We start from the raw sequence: 18,476 nt of genomic DNA, 5'->3' as shown, positions 1-18,476 counted from the left end.
TTCTCAAACCTGATTGCACGACTGTAGGCGCGAAGCGAAGAGACGGTAATGCCACAAACTGACCCGTTTACAGTAATTCAAAAAAGAGCGTGACTTCGCCACCCAATTCAATCTGATCTCCGTTTTGGAGGGGATAGCCCATTCCTGCAATATCGGCCCGCTCTATTGAATCATCCGGGTGTATGAGTTTGGTTTTATTGCCCCCGGCAGGCAGTCCACCCGGATCGACAAGGAGTACGTACCGTTTCTGAGCGGGATCGAAGCGAATCGTCGCATGCGCCCGACTAACAGCTCCATTTCCGGCCCCTTTCGCTGCGTCATAACTGGGGTCTTCTTCATTTAGGACGACAATATCATTCGTTCGAACGCGTCCTGACGCCGTTTGGGTGGTACGGCCGCGCCCGATGCAGAACGTCGTTTTCTGAGCTGAATCAAGAATGTATTCCGTCTGTTCCAACTGCCCTACTAAAGCTGTCACCCTGGCGAGAAGGGGGGCGTTATCCGGTTTTGACCGATCAACGACAACCAGTCCCAAATTCCCTTCCCGGTATGTAGTGTCGGGTAATGTGTCCGTGAAAAAGGTATACGTAAACTGCCAGTTTTTGGGCAACGTGATGTAATTGTCAGCCAATTGACGAGACAGTTCGGCCTCAAATTTTCCTGGCTGATTCGTCCACAGAACGACCCGGTATAACTCTTCATCCGCTGGGTTAGTACATAAAACAGACAGTCGAATTCCAGCCGGAGCGGTGTCCGGTTCGTTTTGGTAAGCCCGTAGTTTACCGATGATAAACCGCATGACCTGCTCCCGTACCTGAGCGGCTGGCGGAGGCCCGGTCGTCGTGGATGTCGGCGTAACGGAAACCGGTTCACCTGGCCGACTGGTGGACGCTATAGGCTGCTCGTCCGTCGAGGCTAACCCGAACAAATTTTTAACCTTATCGATTAGGCTCATTATGCATTGAGTGTTGAAATAGGCTTAACATTTCACAACAAACTTGAAATCAGCCTTTTTGTCATTCCGACGATGGACCTCTGGTTGCCAATAGAATTATAATTATTACCGAAGTTCCCTCCTACGTCGGGATGACAAAAAAATCGTTAAAAGCTTCCTAAATAATTACGTTCTTTCAAGATAGGGGCTACGACGGTGTTCGCCAGGTTGACGGCATCTGCGGAGGATTGACCCAACTCGATCCGTACCGCAACCACTGTATGCGACCGACCGTCGGGTGTAGGGGCAAAAAATACGTACCACCCATCATTCCGCTTTACACCCTGTACGATCCGTTCGGGTGTACCGGTTTTACCAGCCACCCGCGCGACGCTGATCTTAGCCCGCCCCTCCGATGGGTTCGACTGTTCAATCATAAATTCCTGTAGCTGCTCGGCATAATCCGCTCGGCGAGCCACGGACTTGCCGGTGCTGATCGTTTGTGGTTTACCCGCTTTATCCAGTACATAACGCGACGGTTGCAGGATACCCTGGTTTGCAATGGCCCCGGCCATTCGCGCCATCGATACGGGCGTTGCTGTCAATTGGCCCTGTCCCCAGGCCAGCCCCGAAAATTCACTCCGGTAGCGTCTCGGGTATTGCGTACTCTGGTACAATTTCCGGCGGACCGCAAATGTCGAATCGCGCCAATGCTGCCGGATCTGAACCTGTTCCGCGTCGGTATGCGTATCCGAAAAAGAATAGCCACCAATCAGATCGACGTTCATACCCGTAGCTAGATACAGATCGGCCAGTTCAGTATCCAGCGCTTTGTCGTTCGCCATTCGGATAAAATAAACGTTGCTCGACCGAACAATGGCCTTACGCATATCGACCGTTTCTCCGCAGGGTTCAGATTCCCGCGCACCCCGTCGGATGATCTCCTGACACGAAATTGGGTAGCTAACGGATGATGCCGAGGCACCTACTTTATTAAACGCAGCCATTGCCGTCAGAATTTTAGCCGTCGAGCCAGGGGCTGTTGGATAGGTCATGCCCAAATCGCGCTCGGTGACCAGATACGGTAGTTCAAGCCGATCCCGGTCTGACAGCAGCATAACATCGGGCGTTTTAAGATTGGGCAAAGGGTAAGTCGCTGACGCCAGTACATCGCCCGATCCCGCATTGAGCACGACCACCGAAAGACGCTTGTCGTTGTACTCCGATTTAGCCAGCCCTTTCTGTAACGCAACTTGCAACTCCGCATCGAGACTCAGCTTGATATCGCGGTTCTGGGCTTTCCGGTCGGTTACTTCACGGCTGTCGATTCCAGCCCGTAGAGCGGGAGCCAGTTCGCTGTAGTCGTAAACGGATAGCGTACGCGTTTGCTGAACCGGCGGGCTAAAGCGATCGGCCTGGTAGTCGGTGGCCACAAGCGTTGTTTTACGGGGACGACTGTTGAAGCCGCGCAGTTCGCTGAAATGGGTAGCTTCGGCGTAATACCCATTGCTTTGTCCCCAGAAAAGTTGCGTATTCAAATCACCGGTCCAGAAAAACAGATGCTCACCAAATGGGTAATACCGTTGCAATCGCTTGTGCGTGAGCGTCTGAAGTTGATCCGATGTTAACCCACTTTGGCGGAGTTGTGCCGACTGCTGCGTAACCCGTTCGGGTGAACTGGTTGCCAGTACCAGACCCTTCCGGTCGTAGACCGTGCCTGCCGCCAGCACGCGGGTTAGCCGCTCGATGCGGGGGTTGTAGCTGTATACAGGATCGCCGTAGCGGGTCACCACCCGAGCCGGACGAACGATATACTCATTGCCCCGCCACCCGACAATTGGTAACAAACGACCAATCAGAATCAACACTCCGATCAGAAACCCGGCGATACCGGCCATCAGGACCCTGTCGTAGTGCTTCTCCAGGTACTGGCGTTGTTCCAACTGCCCCGGCCGATTGGCGACGCTAAACACAACGCCCATAGCCATCAGGTTGATGATCAGTGAAATCTTGCCGTAACTCAGGAACGGCACGCTGATTCCCGTCAGGGGTAACAACCCGATGGAGCCGCCCGCAATAATCAAAAACTGAACACCGGTCGCAATGGCGATACCCGCTACCAGAAAGAAGCTAAAGGGCTGACCCGCTCGCCGGGCGTGCAAAAAAATCCGATGCAGTAGTACACCCATCAGCAGGAAAACGGCTACGAGACCAAACCCGCCCAGTTCTTCGCCCACGCTCGGCAGAATCATATCGGTATGGGCAGCTGGCATGGTACCCGCCAACCCTCTTCCGAGTCCTTGCCCCGTCCAACCACCAGTCGACAAGGCCCAGAAGCCGTGCGCCAGATGATCACCGCCATACACGTCATTGTTCCAGGGACTAAGCCACATCGCTTTCCGGTCAGCCAGCCGGTTTCCAACGAACGGCAACAGATCGCCAAACGCAAACATTGCCATCACCAGAAGCAGCAATACGGGGGCTTCGGTAAACAAAGCGGCCCAACCCAACCAAGTCCGCGAACGGGCCTCGCCCTGCCCGTACATATACCCGATCAGAACCACTAAGCTGAGTAACGTAGCGGCCCAGCCGGGCAATAACCAGAGCGCTACGCCGTAGCCAAAACCTGTTGCCAGTGTTAGCGGCAGATTTCCCCGGGCGATGCTGTAAAAAAGCAGGAACGTAAAACAAACGACCAGCGCCGGACCCATATCGCCCAGCAGGAGGTAGAGCAGCATCAGGAACCCCGCTCCGGCCAGCGCTCCCAAACTGACCTGAAACCGCCAGCGCAGATCGGGTAGTTGCCGAATCTGTTGCTCATTGGCGGCAAAGAACCCTGCAAAGAAAATCAGTAATAGGTATTTGGTAATTTCACTGGGTTGAAAGCTCAGCCCCAGGATTGACAAATTGACGCGTACACCACTTCCCTCCGGCCCCGAGCCAACAAGCAACGTCAGCGTCGCCAGCCCAAGTGCTAGCACGAGCCACGTCCAGCCCGACAACTGTACGGAAGTACGGTTCCGAAACGTAAACAGCCAGTCGTAGCGCCAATCTGCGTAAAAGCGCCCGATCGGTAGCTGCGATAAAATCGTCAGGCCAACCAGGCCGACCCCTACACCCTGTACCGTTTGCCAGGCGTAGAGCATGTCCTGTAATGGGTCCTGAATGGCCAACAGCGTTAGGACCGATAAGCCCGTCAGCAGCATCAGGATCGGCAATAGCAACGGGTCGGGTTGAAAGCGCCGGATATCCCAAAAGCCCTGTACGGCCCAAAACGCCAGCATAAACAGCCCAACAATAGCCCAGAACTGCATCGTAAAAGCGGTGGGCGCACGGACCATAAACGCATGGTCGTTCTTGAGCTGCCCATACGCCGTTGTTCCAATCAGGCGCAGTTGATGCTGACGGCCCGTGAACGTGTACGACTGATCACGGGTCAAATGGCTTGTGCCCCGTCGGCTGCCGAACTCAAAACCGGGCTTGAGCGGAACCACGCTATACCCCGAGCCATCCGTCAGGCCCGTAAAGGCAAACGTCCCATCGGCATCCGTTCGGGCGTAGGTAAACCGATCGGGCAGCGTATCGGGTTGGGCGGTGGCGGGATGGCGCTTTAGCTGAACCAGTACGTCCGCCATCGGCTCTTCGTCGCGCGTAACCCGACCCGATATTGACTCCGTTCCGCTACCAGCGCTAACGGTAGCGGGATACGGTTTCGGATTCGTTAGTTCGCGAACGTACAGCACCGAGTCGAAACCCATTTGCTGACGGGATACCCGCAACCGACTCTGAAAATCGACACCACCAATTCGACTACGCCACGTCACGGGAGCCTGCACGAAAAACAGCCGTTTGTTAAGCGTTCCCAGATTTTCGGGCGAGCCCTGTTGACGAAGTTTAGCGCTCAATGAATCGGCAACCAGGAGTCTGTCCTTCGGGTCACTGTAGTAATTGCCCGTATTAAGCAGGCGCTGGATAGACGCAGATTTAAGTCCTGATTCGAGGGTTAACGCCTGCCCGCTGGCTAACGCTTCTTTAGCCTGATTTAGCGCCGGAGACAGGTTCATAAACAGCCGTCCGAACAGGAGCAGCAGCATAACTGATGCGCCCAGCAAATACGGCCGACCAGAGGGTATATTCATGCAGAAGATTTTTGGTTAATCAAAACGACTTGGTTGAATCAACGACCGTGCGCGATGAATCGGGTACGGCAGCGGGCGGCTCAGCAACGGTTTCCGAAGGACTTTCTGTTTTGGTTGAATCGGTTGTTGCCTCGACTGGGTAATCGGATGAGGACTCGGTCGTATCTTCCATCATCGTCTCGGTCTCCGTCGAATCATTCGCCACAGTTGTCGTATCGGGTACCACATTGGTTCCGGTGCTGGTCGCCTTGTGGTGCGTTTTGTACAAAACGGCCAGCACCAGCAGCACCGCTACAATGGCAACACTTAACCCGATAAGCCACTTGTTTGTGCCGGTGGCCGGTTCTTCATCGGGCACCGGCACAACGGTTTCCAGCGGTCGGGGAGTCGGTACTGGGGCTGCCACCGTACGCGATGAAACGGGCACCCGCCGATCCGCCGAACGACTAGTCTGTAGCTGTTCGACATTGGCTTGCCGCAGCAGTAAGATCAACTCATTGACATCATTAAGCCGCTCGGCTGGATTTTTGGCTAATGTCCATTCCAGGATCGTTTCCAGACTGGGGGGAAGATACTGTTGCGAAGGTATCTGTAAAGCAGGTGGCGATGTGCGCAGGACATGCCCCATGAACGAAGCGATACCCGCACTGTCCGTCATCGAAAACGGCACCTTCCCCGACAGACATTCGTACAGGACCACGCCCAGCGAATAGTAATCGGTGGCCTTGTCGACGCCCCGTGGATTATCAAATTGCTCCGGCGATGCGTATTCATAGGTCATCAGCGATTGACCCGTCATCGTTTGCGACTGTTCGTGCAGACGGGCAACGCCAAAATCGGTCAACAGAAAATGAATCTCGCCACTGGGCAAGGGCCGAAAAAGAATGTTTTCCGGCTTAATATCCCGGTGGACAATACCCTGTGGATGAATTACCTTGAAGGCTTCGGCCATTTGCAGCCCCAGTCGGATGGTATTGGATACATCCAGGTAGCCTTGCTCGCCGAGCAGTGTGCGTAAATTGCCGCCTTCGATCCATTCCATGACAATAAACGGCATCGGCATGTCCAGCTGCACTTCCCGCACCCGCACGACGTTCGGATGGTTGATGTCGGTCATCAACTGCGATTCAAGCCTAAACCGCCGAAGCGTGTCGGCATCGGTATTGAGCGAGAAGTGTTTGATCGCGACCAAATCGCCCGTTTCCAGATGACGCGCTTTCAGCACGCGGGCATTCGACCGGCCCAGTTCGCCAATAATTTCGTAACCCGGAAAATGCGTATTGACACTTACTGTTGGCATAAATTAATTAGTGTAACGAGTCTGCCGAAGCCTTACTCATCAATGAATCCAGCGGAGGAGCAAACTGATGCCCAATGATTTTGTAGGTAAGTTTGGTTCCCCGATCGCTGTTCGGTGCGGTTTCAATCAGCGACGAATTAGGCCCTACGTTGTTGAAATACACTTTTTCTGCTTTATAGAGACCCCCATTGTCTTTGTAATAGTTGACCTTAACCACCACCGATGAAAACGTAACCGGGCTTGGATTGCTCAGCTGAAGTTGGACATTTTTGATCCCACCGAATAAGCCTACCCGATAATCATTGACCTTAACCGCCAGTCCGTCAACGGCGGCTAGCGCTTCCTGCCGGAGTTGCTCCTGCCGGATGGCTTCCTCGGCTTCCCGTTGGTGCCGCGCCGTTTCTTCGGCCACATCGGTCCCTCCGGCGGTGGTGCCCGTGGCGGTTGGGACATCGGCAAGCTTTGTAGACGGGCTGGCTTTTGGTTTGAGGACGGCGAAGTACAGGCCGACGACACCAAGTAAGATAACCAGAGCCAGGATAGTCCATTTTAACCCGTCATTTTTTGGCGGACGAGAAGCGGATCGTGGCGTTGGTTTTGCATCCGGTAAGGCCGCGTTTACCACGTTAGCCTTATTCGTTTCAGGTTCCCGGCTTTGGGTGGTCTTTACGGACTCTACAGCGGAGGTCGGGACCTTAGGAGCCCGATTTGTCTGTAAATAGCCTAGTTCAGCCTGCTTGATCAGCCAGGTTAATTCATCCGGATCGCTTAGCCGGTCGGCGGCTTTCTTCTGCAATAAACCCCGTAATACTTCCGTGAATGGGCTAATGGCCTGATCGTTCGACGAAATGGGCAGGGCGGGCGGTGCTTCCGTCAGCACTTTATTCATGAACGTGACAATACCCGTATGATCATCCAGCGCAAAGGGTACGCTTCCATGCAGACATTCGTACAGAACCACGCCTAACGAGTAATAATCCGTTGCGACGCCAACGCCTTTTGGGTCGTTAAACTGCTCGGGCGATGCGTATTCGTAGGTCATTAGTGACTGCCCCGTCATTGTAGTCGATTGCTCGTGCAGGCGGGCGACGCCAAAATCCGTTAACAGAAAATGGAGTTCACCACTAGGCAAGGGACGGTACAGAATATTTTCCGGTTTGATATCGCGGTGAACGATACCCTGCGGATGAATCGCCTTGAACGCACTGGCCATTTGCAGTCCTAATCGACTGACTGTTGGTACATCCAGCCCGCCCTGACTGGCGATGAGCTGGTTCAGACTTCCCCCCTCAATCAGTTCCATGACCAGGTAAGGCAATTCCGCTTCCAGTTGTACCTCCCGCACCTTTACGATGTTGGGATGAGCAATGCTGGTCATAATCGCTGACTCCCGGCTAAACCGGCGGAGGGTTTCGGCGTCGGTGTTGAGCGCAAAGTGCTTTATCGCGACCAAATCACCCGTTGCCACATGACGGGCTTTCAGGATACGCGCATTGCTACGTCCTAATTCGCTTAGCACTTCGTAACCCGGAAACCGTGTGTCAAATCGAATCGTAGACATTACTGGCGTCTTGTTTTAATTGAATCTGGCCCATTTTGTACGGACAGGATTACAACGGTTTTGCGGAAGGTATCTTGTCGAACAGCGGCACTAATTGGTAAGCCCACATTAGCAAAGTACACGTTTGAGAGTTGCAACTTCGCGTCGCGGATTGTCTCAATACCGGTCTTGAATCCACTGATCGTTATATTTTCCAGTGGCACGGCTCCTGAACGGGTAATCCGTAACGCTACTGGCACTTGCGTAGAATCGGCGGGCATAAGAACGGTTAGTCGGTTATCACCCACAATGCTCAGCAACGAATCGGTTATTAGCAAAGGTTTCGTCAGCCGAAACGTATCGGCAGGCAAAAGCAGCCGATGGTCTTTGCTGCGATAAGCGTTCTGTAATAACGAATCAAATCGGGAAACTGCCCCTACTGTCGAGCCTGGTTGACTAATGGTCAGGCTGTCAGCTGTCCGGGCATCCGATTGGCTGGATGGCTGGAATTGGTACCACACGATGGCTGCAATCAGTCCGATCGCGAACAAACTAAATAGAACCCATAACCCGACCGGGCGCTTTCGGGCTGGCTTCGTATCAACCGGTGTTGCCTTTTCGACAAGCGGAACGGCTACGGGTTGCACGCTGGACGCTGGGGTCTCTGTTGCCTCGGTCAATGCTGGCGCAGGTTCGGTAGCTGATGCGTTATTTTTGGCCAGAACGACCGTAATGTTATCATTCCCACCCTGCTTGTTCGCTAGCCGGATCAGCTCGGTCGTTTGCTCGTCAAGGCTACGTTTCTGATCCAGGACTGCTTTGATTTGCGCCTGTGTAATCATATCCGTCAGGCCGTCGCTACAGAACAATAGCCAATCGCCCGGCAGAAAATCGGTTTCTCCCGACTCCAGAAAATCAGGGTCATCGACCCGGTGCACCATCGACCCCACATCCCGCAATATTTCGTTCCGGCGTGGGTGCTGCATCGCTTCGGCTTCGGTGAGCTGGTTGGCATCTTCCCGAACGCCAACCAGCGAATGATCGTAGGTTAGCTTTTCGAGAACGCCCTGCCGGTACCGGTACAGGCGCGTATCGCCCACGTGTACGTAATACAGCTTACCCGATTGGGTATCGGCTACGGCGGTGGTCAGCACGCAGCACATCTGCGCCAGTCGAGGCTCCTGCTGACGTTGGGTATTGATTTGGTTATTGGCGAATACGACTGCTTCGCGTAGCATCGACAACGGGTTCCCGTTGGGCGTTGCCATGTATTGCTCAATCGATTCTTTGGCAATAGCCGCTGCCCGGTCGCCCCCGGCGTAACCACCAACACCGTCGATGACTCCCAGTAACCCACTGGTTTCCGCCCAGATCGTTGAACAGATAAAAGCGTCCTGATTATCGGTTCGGCGCTGGCCTACGTCGGTCTTACCGGTGAACAGTAATGATTTCATTCAAGCTTATTATTTGACAGGATTAACATGATTTACAGGATTGTTGTCATGTTTTCTTCGACAGGATTAACAGGATTCACAGGATTATTGTCGTTCGCATCCTGTAAATCATGTTAATCCTGTCAGAAAACAAACTATGACTAATAACTCTGTTAATCCTGTCAATAACCTATCGAGGTAAATCCTGAAAATGTTTCAGCACTAGAAATATGACGAATAGCAGCAAGACAAAGACAAGTAGCGCGTCGATCATGATTACAGAGTCCGTTGGAAGTGTAGCGTTACCATACTGTTGAGCAGAATTTGGGCCTTGTCGGGTAACGTATACCACTGTGGACTAGCCGGTTCACTACGGGGAATAAGCTGTTCGTTCACGCGGGTTTCGTTCCGGCTGAAGGACGCGAGCTGAAAGGTTTGCGTAGCATCGTCGTAGCGAATGCGAGCGTGGGGATTTGATACGTACGCCGATTCGAGCAACAGATAATTCGGAAAATGTTGGTTTTCGGGTTCCTTGCGGGCTACCACAATCTCCCGGTCGCGCATCAGGTACGAATCCTCTTTGTTTAACTCGGCGATGTAATAGGTAAGCTCGGCTAGTCCGGCAGCCAAACTGCGGGGCAATACTGTTGCGTTTCGGGTGGCCGACCCCGGCATCGGTGCCCGTTCTTGTTGGGCGGGCGACGAATCGAATTTAAACTTAACGACAAACGCCCCCGGCTCGCGAAAGTCGATATGCTGAAATGTATTCAGGTCTACATCCACCTTTTCGTAGCGGTTGGTTTGTTTGACCCGGCGCGTTACGTGCAGCTTATCCGGCGACTGGCGCGCTTCGTTGCCGGGCAAAATACCGGTCAGGGCACCGACGACGTAAACATCGGTTGGCGAGACCGTTTCTCCGCCAAACTCCCGTCCGCCCCCAAATTTAAAAAACCAGCTGGAAGCCACGGGAGCAATCCGTTCATACTGCCCTTTGTGCGATTCAATACTGGCTTTAAATGATTTTACGGCTTCATCGACAATAACCGGAAACGCATTCTGGCGTTCTTCATAAGTGTCCGGGTGTAGAATGATGAGAAAGTGCGCATTAAACAGCATACTGGCCCCAACCGATTCCCGACCGATGGAGTCCTCAAACGACGTTACCAACTCGTCCAGAATTCGCTTGTTTGTCACCGTAGCAACAGGGGTGGTTTGACTCTGGCTGGGGGGCACGAGTAAATTCCCTAATTTATGAAGCCAGTTGGGCTGATTAGCCATGATTGAACGCGATAGGTGCTTTTTACACCCTTAAACGATATTACCGGCCGTTTTCTTTTGACGTTCGCTAAGTTGCCTAGTCTGTATGCGCTATCAGCTGGGTATTTCCTGTCATCCAGACCGGCCCGCATCTAGTTTTAAGAAGCTGTCTAAACTTTTTAAAATCAAGCATTGATCGGTGCCTTTTTGCCATTCCGACGCAGGAGGAACCTTTGAATTATTCAATAAAACAAACTCTACCCGAAGATTCCTCCTGCGTCGGAATGACAGAAATCTTATTGAAAAATCGTTCATAACGTACTGCCCAGACGAACGTAGTACTACGGTTTGGCATGACGCATTTCTAGCCCTACGGCCATACGAGGTTTAAAACCGGTCCATCCCTCAGCCGTGTCGCCTTCTGGTAGATCCAAATACTTCTTATAGTCCATACCCTTGAGGTGAATACCCAGAAAAGCCGTTACGAAATGCTGATTGATGTTATTGATCCGACGCTCGTTCCAGGCTGGCTCGGCATAATGCATGTATTCATCCGCTGACACGCCGGGTCGCATCGAGGCTGATGGGGGCGGATTAGGCGCTACATTATGCCGGGCGTTGATGTAGGTCAGCATGTACCGGTCTGCGTTGACAGCACCATCGTAAATCGCTTTGACGCCTTTTTCGTACCCAGATACATCATCTTTGCTGCCAGCTACCAGCAGGGTAGGCAGCCTTAAACCCGCCAGACCGTCGGCATCCCAAACCCCACGTTCCATACCCCAGGGGGCAAACGCAACGACAGCCTTGATGCGAGGGTCCAGCGACGCTTTGTAAGCGGGTGAAGCCTGCGTACGAACCTCCAGCGCCGTACTGCCTCCGCTCATCTGCCCGAATAGCTTCAATGCCTGTGGACTGTACCCGGCTCCGGCTGCGTTTAGTACACCATATCCACCCATCGAGTACCCAATCAACGCTGTATTATCGGCGTTGAGCAAGCCCGACAGAAAACTCTTGCTGGTTTTGCCCGCTAGCCGGGCCATCTCGTCAAGCACAAACTTGTCGTCGAGAGCACGGTTCAGCAATGTGCTGGGAAAGGCCGCCAAATCGCCGTAGGTTGATTCGGTATGATCGATGGCCGCAACGACGTAGCCTTTGGAAGCCAAATTTTCGGTTAGATAAGTCAACAGTAACCGCGAGCCGGGGTAGCCGTGCGACACAATCACCAGCGGATAAGCGCCCCCGCTGGGGTCCGGCTGCGCATCGCGAGCGGCCCGACCCTGGAAAGTGAACGGAACAAGTGGTCGTTTCGGATCATTGGACCGGCCCAGGGTGGACTCGTAGGTAACGGTCGGCTGTTTATCACCCGGCACCCGCGCTGGATACCATAGTTCAACCGTCAACGGGCGGTCATAGAGTGGATGTTTACCTGCGTTTCCGTGGAGTACATCAACCTGGGCTGGGTGAACCAGTTTGATCGTCCGCACTCCAACTTTGTAGCTCCCTCGGGCAGCCAGTTCAGGAGCGTTCGGTAGCAAATCGCCATTGATGAGCGTATCACCCGGCGACTGGGCGATTAGTTGTCTGACTGTTATCAGCAGTAAGGTGAAGACAACGAGAATGGAGCGGGTGTTCATGGATCGTGCAAAAACGTGTTCGTCGGTTAAGGCCAACGCTACCGGGATTTAGTCAAGGTTTAGGGCTGTTAAATTAGTGATAAAGCTACTAGCTACTGTTAAGCAAAAGAATATCCTATTGAGGGGGTAGGTGTTGTAGGCTGGTGAGGTCAGAGGTTTCAGTCGCAAGGTGTGCTTGCATGTAAACGCTTTCGAACTGTCTCTGTCAATTGTATGTGCGTCAAGCGATACATAGTGGTCAATACGTCACTTTCCAAAGCTATATCCCATAAGTAAATGAGTCTGATTATCTATCAATCTTTCCGTTTGTCTACTTAAATTAAACTATATAAACAAAATTTATAAAATTTAACAGTATTAAAGCCTATTTTAATCCCATTTTAATACCTTCGTTCTCAGATCTAATTTAGTCTTTGTCTAAATTAATGGCAGAGGGTCAATTCTCTTCGAATGAAATACTACTACTTACTGACCTGTCTACTCATTAGTTGTTGTGTCTTTGCGCAAACGGACGGTGTTCGTTTTGCTACATTAAGAGGAAATGTTCATGTTGAAGGTGACACCGGTGTAGCCCACGTTACGGTACGCATCAAAAACACCAGCATAGCCACTTTGTCCGATGAGCGGGGGCATTTCGAACTTAAAAACGTTCCGTATGGTCATCAGGAGATCTCAATAACGTCCGTCGAGATTCAGCCGAAAAGTGTAAAACTACACGTCCACAAGCCGGTCCATAGTCTGCCGGTTCTGGTCAACAAGGCAATTTTCGATCTGGCCGAAGTGCAGGTCAAACACAAGACCGAAAAAAAAGAGATCGAAACGCAGGGTTTCGCGGTCAATGTCATCGAGACAAAGGAAGTAGCCAACCGAAATTTTCAAACCAACGAACTGCTGGACAGAACCGTTGGCGTACGAGTTCGGCAGAATGGCGGATTGGGCTCATCGGTCAGTTATAACCTGAATGGAATGTCGGGCGAGTCAGTACGTATATTCATAGACGGTATCCCTATTTCTACCTACGGTGCGTCCTTTAGCTTAAATAGTATACCCCCGGCTCTTATCGAGCGCATCGAAGTATATAAGGGGGTAATTCCTGCCCATCTATCCGACGATGCCTTGGGAGGAGCGATCAATGTGATCCTGAAAAAAGGAATGGGCAACAACCTGACCGCTTCGGTTTCGTACGGCTCGTTTAATACGCTTCAGGCTACCATTAGCGGTACACATCGGAATGCGAAAAGTGGGTTTACCGTCAAAGCATCGGGATTCTACAATCACTCGGATAACGATTACGAAGTATGGGGGAAATTTGTCAGAAATATTCTACCCAATGGCCGGTATGACTACGTACGGGCCCGGCGCTTCAACGATGCCTACAAGTCAATCGGAGGACAAGTTGAGGTTGGGTTTACGGACGTAAAATGGGCGGATCAGTTTTTTGTAGGCTATAACGGTTCCAGCGACTATAAGGAGATTCAGCATGGCACCTATATGTCAATCCCTTACAAGGGCCGGTTCACGGAATCCGAATCACACGTGCTTAGTCTGAACTACCGGAAGAAAAATCTGCTGGTTGATGGCCTTGAATTTACTCTGAGCGGTATGTCGAGCAACCGCAGCCAGATCGTTGTGGATACCGTCAAATGGAATTACAACTGGTTTGGCGAACGGAGTGTCGGTCTGGACGGTAACCCGATCTTACGGCCCGGCGGAGCGCAGCAAGGAGCGCCGACGATAAACCATATCAACCGACACGTAATTACGTTCCGGGCCGGGATCAATTATGATTTTCACCAGAATCACCGACTGGTTCTCAATCACATCTTCTATAACATAGACCGCGATCAGCAGGATTTTCTGCGCTCGGAAAGCGAACGGGAATTCATCGGAACCCGGAACCTGGCGAAACATATAACGTCTGTTGCTTACGAGTTAAAAGCCTTTGATTCTAAGCTGAAAGCCAATGTGTTTGGAAAGTATTACCAACAGCAAATTGACAAAATGGACCCGGTTCTGGTCGTAACGGAAGGGCAGAGTAGTCGGCGGGAGAACAGAACAGCCAACGCCAAAACAACGACTGGTTACGGAGCGGCTTTGTCGTACGCGCTCCTGCCCAATTTGTACGTTCTCACCTCCGCAGAAAAAGCCGTTCGCTTGCCTTCCGAAGGCGAAGTTTTTGGCAGTCCCGGTGAAAACATCGTCGAAAATTTCGGGATCAGACCGGAGGTTAGTAACAACCTGAACGTTGGTTTTAGAGCGGGATCGTACACAACCGGACAGCATAAATATTCCTTCGCCTTATCTGGCTTCATCCGTGACACGAGAGACAAAATCGTTCAACGGGTAAATCCCAGACTGAACGATGCGGTACAAACGGACCCCTTCGAAAACCTCGGAAAGACCAAGTCCATCGGGTTTGAAGCCGAAGCCAATTACAGCTACAAAAACAACCTTACCATTGGCCTGAGCGCATCGAAATTCAATTCGGTCTTCAACATGCGCTACGACCCCAACGGTCGGGAGTACGATTATTACAACCGCCAGCTTCCCAACGAACCTTTTTTCACGATTAATAACACAATTCAGTACTCGTTTAAAGACGTACTCGCTCAGCAATCAAGACTTAATGTGTATTACGGGTTCCGCTTTGTAGAGCGATTTTACACCACCTGGCTGGTCATTGACGACTTTAGAACCCCCCGTCAGTACATCCAGGATCTGGGAGCCAGTTATGTACTGCCAAACAAGCGGTTCATCATCAGTGCCGACATCAAAAACATATTTGACCAGCAGGCCTACGACAATTTCGCCGTTCAGAAGCCGGGGAGAGCCTTTTATCTCAAGTTGAATTACTCAATTAATAATTTATAATCAGTCGCTTACATGAAAAAGCAAATATTGAATCTATCCCTGCTGGGAAGCTTTCTTATAGCCGTTTCCCTTACGGGTTGTCAAGACAAAAATTCAGGTACGGGTACCGATCCTGATCCGGTAGCCAATGAAGATCGCTGGATTACGGTGGCTGGCGCTGTTATGGGGACTACTCCGGGCGATGGAAACGGAGGAACCATGGTTTACTCGGTCAGCAAAGCGGACGCCAAAAATCCGAATACATCCATCAGCGTTTACGACAACGGTTTCGCCGTAAAATCGAACCGTACGGCCCGGCTGCAATCTTCCGAAGATGGTCATACCCTGTTTAACATTGCCTATACCGGTGATAACGGCGGAGAATTTTCGAGATACAAAGTCAACGGAGCCGGATCATACGCGCAGGAAGACGTAACCGTCAATATTTCACAATACGCCAGCACATCGCCCCGCTGGGTGAAATTGTTCGATGGTGATAAAACGGGAATCGCCGTCAACGTGGCCAACATAGCGGCCAACAATGCGCCGGCTGGATCAACACCAACGTCTCCATTCGCTTACTACCGGGGAACGGCTACCGTATTGGCGCTAGATCTGCAAAAGGTGCTGATCGCTGGTTACAAGCAGTACCAAATTCCGCTGTCGGCAGCCGAAGAATTGCAGGGTCATGCCATTTTCCGGCTGGATGCCCCGGTGCTGAATCAGGCGAAAAACAAGCTCATCATTGGTACCTGGATGCAGAAAAGAAATCCGGCAACTGGTCTGACAGAAACCAATTTTACCCGGCTAGGCAGCAAATCGGTCATCGTCGATTATCCTTCGCTGGAAAATCCCAAGGTGATTACCTCAACGGTCGGCTTCGGCGATAACAGCGGCTATCGTAGCCATAATTCGTTTCTAGCTAACGACGGCGCTATCTATCAGGCTACACAACGGGATTCCAAAGGTTCGCATATTCTGAAGATCGGCCAGAACAATGAGTACGACAATTCGTATGTGTTTAGCCTGGATGCAGCTTTGGGCGCGAAAAATGTGTACGTCGATAGCTGGAAATACGCCGGTAATGGTATTGCTTACGCGCTTTATTCGCAGGACGGCTCTGATCAGGGTTTTGTTGCCCGGCTGGACCTGAACGCAAAGACGGCCACGCGAGTCGACTTGCCGTATGAAGCCGGTCTTGACTTCGGTCAATACCAAGGGATTCTGGTAAGCGGAGATGACGTCTACATCGCATTCACACCCGTTGGTAAAGACGGTAATATTTATATCATCAACCGCCAAACCGGTGCTGTGACCAAGGGTGCTAAGTTGGTTAATAAAGCCGGAAACCATTACATCGGCATTTTCTAATACGCTATAATCGCATAAAAAGAGCCGTCTTCGATCTGAATCGAGAGACGGCTTTTTTATTCTTCGACTTTGTACCCCGAACCCCCTGGGTTTTATGGCTTCTTGATTATTTGACAAGTTTAGCTTCTGCGTCGTTTGTAGAGACGTTGCATCAAGATCCAGCCTACGATTGAGCTGTATGCTATCAACTTGCCAGGGAACAGGAAAGCTTGCAGGTAGACAAGCCCCCGGTTGAAATCATCCGATATACGAAATGGATTGTTTAGTAGACCGCCCAACCAGCCAACGTTCGAATAGTCGGGTCTTGCCGTAATTTTGTGGCTGGCAAAAACATAAAGAGTCAGCCAGCACAATTTGAGTATGGCTCGGCCAATGCCGACCTGGAACAGATCGTAGAACGCCCACCACATACCAATCCCAGCCAATACGAGTCCGACTAGAACGGCAAGCCAAATCTGCCATTTTTTGGGCGGGTCCTGGTCGTCCGGCTCCGGTGAATCGACTTCTACATTACCTACTGGACCGGGGTTGGCCGGTTCGAGAAACCACTCCAGAAAACTCATCGCTTAGATTGAAACATTGGTATGCTCTCCTCTCAAACTAGGGGGTATTTATGAAAAGGCTTACACCGTAATTTAGTAGAAATAGTATCAACTTTTATTTTTATTCACGAGTGGACCGATAAGCTTTGAAGTATGCTTGTTGTCAATCTTCTCGCTCCATGATCTGGAATACTACATAAAAGTGTATATCGTATACCATATCTAAGCGTGATATGGGCCCAAGTCTCTTTATGTAAGCGCAGTTGTACAACATGATCGGAAACTAGCGCAAGACCATGGTTTTTTTAACTAATGAGACGATCTTGCACTAGTTTCATTTAACTGAGTTTCGTTAAATTTAGAATTTGGCTTCGGCTTCTTTCTGCGAATTGCCTTCCTCATCTTTAGTTTGGACGAACTCAATTTTGATTCCGTTGTCGATATAGCGTTCTCGGTTATGTGACGCTAGTGGGCCTGCCCCGTTTATACCTATACCACATAGAGCGAGTACAACTAGACATACTAAGGTAATAAGCCTGACCAGCTTTTTAATGCGTTTTACCAACATGCCATAATGAGTTAGACTACCTGCCAGTAGTGATGAGAAGAAAAGTGAAGTAATGAGCCATAGATGGGCTTTGAGAAGAGATCTTAGCCTCTAAGTGAGTCTGAAAAAGGCTCGTCGGTACTGGCAGGAATTGTTTTTACGGGAACAAAGTACGCAAAACACATAAAGGCGGAATTAATCAAGCGTACGATCTTCAATTGAAGAGTAACTCGTTCGTTATACAACACTATGGCTGCAAATTGCCTGAATCTGCTTGGGGCATAAAACGTACTCAAAGATTGCCTTTTCTGGACTAATTTAGCTTGCTTGACTGTGGGCTTAGTAGCAAGGGCTAGTTCTGTCTTAACGCTTGTTGGTAGGCAGTTCTTGTTACTACTGTCTCTCCCCAAACAAATCAAAAGACTGCACAGCAGGGCTACGATCAATAGCCAATTTGTCAGCCTACTTTGCTTGGTTAAGAGACGTGTTTTCATGGTATGAAGCTACACACGTAAGATAGGTAATTTTATTGCTGCTTTAAATTTTTAAAGAATCTAAGTTGAGCGTTGCTGCCAATGCTTTATTTCTTCTTCGATGAAGTGAGTGACTAAGTCTCGATAAAGCCCTTCAATTACATCTGGATTTAACCCCTTTTCTTTGGCCCATTGTCGACGCTGGGACAGCATAGCCGCAAAGCGTTCAGGCGCCCGTACCGCTGTTTCGTTGGTTTTGAATTTAGCAGCCGCTTTGACATACTCGAATCGGCGAGCCCACAAATGGATTACTTCCTCATCAAGCGTATCAATAGCCTGTCTAATATCGGCCATATCTTGGCAATCTTCCGGCAACTTAAGCGATTGATCAATGTGTATCATGCCGTATAATTTAATAGGTTTAATAACAACCGATAGGCCAATATATAGAAA

Annotated in this window: 11 protein-coding genes; 2 read left to right on the top strand and 9 right to left on the bottom strand. The window is 50.9% G+C overall.

Annotated elements, in window-relative coordinates; all coding sequences use genetic code 11:
• Window positions 1-67: 67 nt before the first annotated feature.
• From LQ777_RS29530 to LQ777_RS29500, 7 genes are all read right to left on the bottom strand, one after another.
• A complete protein-coding gene (locus LQ777_RS29530; protein WP_232563957.1) occupies window positions 68-955 on the bottom strand; it encodes an FHA domain-containing protein in 888 nt (295 codons plus the stop codon).
• A gap of 146 nt (window positions 956-1,101) precedes the next feature.
• Complete coding sequence (locus tag LQ777_RS29525) at window positions 1,102-5,073, bottom strand: FtsW/RodA/SpoVE family cell cycle protein (RefSeq protein ID WP_232563956.1); 3,972 nt, start codon at window positions 5,071-5,073, stop codon at window positions 1,102-1,104.
• Window positions 5,074-5,092: 19 nt separating this feature from the next.
• Window positions 5,093-6,373: a serine/threonine-protein kinase gene (locus tag LQ777_RS29520; protein ID WP_232563955.1), complete on the bottom strand. Its 1,281-nt coding sequence runs from the start codon at window positions 6,371-6,373 to the stop codon at window positions 5,093-5,095.
• Between the two features lie 7 nt (window positions 6,374-6,380).
• Window positions 6,381-7,934, bottom strand: a complete 1,554-nt coding sequence (locus tag LQ777_RS29515) for a serine/threonine protein kinase (RefSeq protein WP_232563954.1) — start codon at window positions 7,932-7,934, stop codon at window positions 6,381-6,383.
• Entirely contained in the window at window positions 7,934-9,367 is a 1,434-nt protein-coding gene (locus tag LQ777_RS29510) for a PP2C family protein-serine/threonine phosphatase (RefSeq protein WP_232563953.1), read from the bottom strand. The genes LQ777_RS29515 and LQ777_RS29510 overlap by 1 nt, the downstream gene beginning before the upstream one ends.
• 255 nt (window positions 9,368-9,622) lie before the next feature.
• On the bottom strand, window positions 9,623-10,624 hold the full coding sequence (locus LQ777_RS29505; protein ID WP_232563952.1) for an FHA domain-containing protein: 1,002 nt from the start codon (window positions 10,622-10,624) through the stop codon (window positions 9,623-9,625).
• Window positions 10,625-10,944: 320 nt separating this feature from the next.
• Window positions 10,945-12,240, bottom strand: a complete 1,296-nt coding sequence (locus LQ777_RS29500; RefSeq protein ID WP_232564024.1) for an alpha/beta hydrolase family protein — start codon at window positions 12,238-12,240, stop codon at window positions 10,945-10,947.
• Window positions 12,241-12,690: 450 nt separating this feature from the next.
• Here LQ777_RS29500 and LQ777_RS29495 point away from each other — a divergent pair, with 450 nt between their 5' ends.
• Complete coding sequence (locus LQ777_RS29495; RefSeq protein WP_232564023.1) at window positions 12,691-15,111, top strand: TonB-dependent receptor; 2,421 nt, start codon at window positions 12,691-12,693, stop codon at window positions 15,109-15,111.
• A 12-nt stretch (window positions 15,112-15,123) separates the two neighbouring features.
• Window positions 15,124-16,461, top strand: coding sequence for a hypothetical protein (locus LQ777_RS29490; RefSeq protein ID WP_232564022.1), 1,338 nt, complete (start codon window positions 15,124-15,126; stop codon window positions 16,459-16,461).
• Between the two features lie 119 nt (window positions 16,462-16,580).
• Here the strand turns inward: LQ777_RS29490 and LQ777_RS29485 are convergent, their stop codons facing one another.
• Window positions 16,581-17,024, bottom strand: a complete 444-nt coding sequence (locus LQ777_RS29485) for a hypothetical protein (RefSeq protein ID WP_232564021.1) — start codon at window positions 17,022-17,024, stop codon at window positions 16,581-16,583.
• 1,080 nt (window positions 17,025-18,104) lie between these two features.
• A complete protein-coding gene (locus tag LQ777_RS29480; RefSeq protein WP_232564020.1) occupies window positions 18,105-18,425 on the bottom strand; it encodes an isochorismate lyase in 321 nt (106 codons plus the stop codon).
• Window positions 18,426-18,476: the final 51 nt, after the last annotated feature.

The organism is Spirosoma oryzicola (genome assembly GCF_021233055.1).
Classification (GTDB): Bacteria; Bacteroidota; Bacteroidia; order Cytophagales; family Spirosomataceae; genus Spirosoma; species Spirosoma oryzicola.
Note: the sequence above shows the minus strand (reverse complement) of the source record. Positions and strands in the feature narration are given on the sequence as shown.

Coding starts and splice junctions, on each gene's coding strand:
- LQ777_RS29490 (WP_232564022.1), top strand. CDS start 15,124: ATGAAAAAGCAAATATTGAATCTATCCCTGCTGGGAAGCTTTCTTATA.
- LQ777_RS29515 (WP_232563954.1), bottom strand. CDS start 7,934: ATGTCTACGATTCGATTTGACACACGGTTTCCGGGTTACGAAGTGCTA.
- LQ777_RS29505 (WP_232563952.1), bottom strand. CDS start 10,624: ATGGCTAATCAGCCCAACTGGCTTCATAAATTAGGGAATTTACTCGTG.
- LQ777_RS29525 (WP_232563956.1), bottom strand. CDS start 5,073: ATGAATATACCCTCTGGTCGGCCGTATTTGCTGGGCGCATCAGTTATG.
- LQ777_RS29510 (WP_232563953.1), bottom strand. CDS start 9,367: ATGAAATCATTACTGTTCACCGGTAAGACCGACGTAGGCCAGCGCCGA.
- LQ777_RS29530 (WP_232563957.1), bottom strand. CDS start 955: ATGAGCCTAATCGATAAGGTTAAAAATTTGTTCGGGTTAGCCTCGACG.
- LQ777_RS29485 (WP_232564021.1), bottom strand. CDS start 17,024: ATGAGTTTTCTGGAGTGGTTTCTCGAACCGGCCAACCCCGGTCCAGTA.
- LQ777_RS29520 (WP_232563955.1), bottom strand. CDS start 6,373: ATGCCAACAGTAAGTGTCAATACGCATTTTCCGGGTTACGAAATTATT.
- LQ777_RS29500 (WP_232564024.1), bottom strand. CDS start 12,240: ATGAACACCCGCTCCATTCTCGTTGTCTTCACCTTACTGCTGATAACA.
- LQ777_RS29480 (WP_232564020.1), bottom strand. CDS start 18,425: ATGATACACATTGATCAATCGCTTAAGTTGCCGGAAGATTGCCAAGAT.
- LQ777_RS29495 (WP_232564023.1), top strand. CDS start 12,691: ATGAAATACTACTACTTACTGACCTGTCTACTCATTAGTTGTTGTGTC.